Source organism: Lactococcus muris, assembly GCF_042849115.1.
GTDB classification, from domain to species: Bacteria; Bacillota; Bacilli; order Lactobacillales; family Streptococcaceae; genus Lactococcus; species Lactococcus muris.
Window position 1 is genome coordinate 1 of the sequence record NZ_BAAFQO010000048.1, and the last position, 1393, is coordinate 1393.

General features: G+C 42.0%; 1 protein-coding gene. It reads right to left on the reverse strand.

What is annotated here, in order from left to right:
- On the reverse strand, positions 1 to 1393 hold a 1393-nt coding region (locus ACGHCK_RS11420), incomplete at both ends, for a hypothetical protein (protein ID WP_394304581.1).

Below are 1393 nucleotides of genomic sequence, written 5' to 3' on the forward strand. Positions count from 1 at the left end.
GACTCTGATACAGACTCTGATACAGACTCTGATACAGATTCGCTTACTGACTCAGACACGGACTCTGATACGGATTCTGAAACTGATTCGCTTACTGACTCAGATACAGATTCACTTACTGATTCAGACACGGACTCGCTTACTGATTCTGATACAGACTCAGATACAGATTCGCTTACTGACTCTGATACAGATTCACTTACTGATTCAGATACAGACTCTGATACGGATTCACTTACTGATTCTGATACGGATTCAGATACAGATTCACTTACTGACTCAGATACAGACTCTGATACTGATTCTGATACGGACTCACTTACTGACTCAGATACAGATTCACTTACTGATTCTGATACGGACTCTGATACGGACTCAGATACTGATTCGCTTACTGACTCAGACACTGACTCAGATACTGATTCTGAAACTGATTCGCTTACTGACTCAGATACAGACTCAGATACAGATTCACTTACTGACTCAGACACGGACTCGCTTACTGATTCAGATACTGACTCAGATACGGATTCACTTACTGATTCAGACACTGACTCGCTTACTGATTCTGATACTGACTCAGACACGGATTCTGATACAGATTCGCTCACTGATTCAGATACAGACTCACTTACTGATTCAGACACTGACTCAGATACGGATTCACTTACTGATTCTGATACGGATTCTGAAACTGATTCGCTCACTGACTCTGATACAGACTCAGATACGGATTCACTTACTGATTCAGACACTGACTCAGATACTGACTCAGACACGGATTCTGAAACTGATTCGCTTACTGACTCAGATACGGATTCACTTACTGACTCTGATACGGATTCTGAAACTGATTCGCTTACTGACTCAGATACAGATTCGCTTACTGACTCAGATACAGACTCAGATACAGATTCGCTCACTGACTCAGATACGGATTCACTTACTGACTCTGATACAGACTCAGATACTGATTCGCTCACTGACTCAGATACAGATTCACTTACTGATTCTGATACGGACTCGCTTACTGACTCTGATACGGATTCTGAAACTGATTCGCTTACTGATTCTGATACTGACTCTGATACGGATTCACTTACTGATTCTGATACGGATTCTGAAACTGATTCGCTCACTGACTCTGATACAGACTCAGATACGGATTCACTTACTGATTCTGATACTGACTCTGATACGGATTCGCTCACTGACTCAGATACAGATTCACTTACTGATTCTGATACGGACTCTGATACGGATTCTGATACAGATTCACTCACTGACTCGGATACAGACTCAGATACAGATTCACTTACTGACTCAGACACGGACTCTGATACGGATTCTGAAACTGATTCGCTTACTGACTCAGATACAGATTCACTCACTG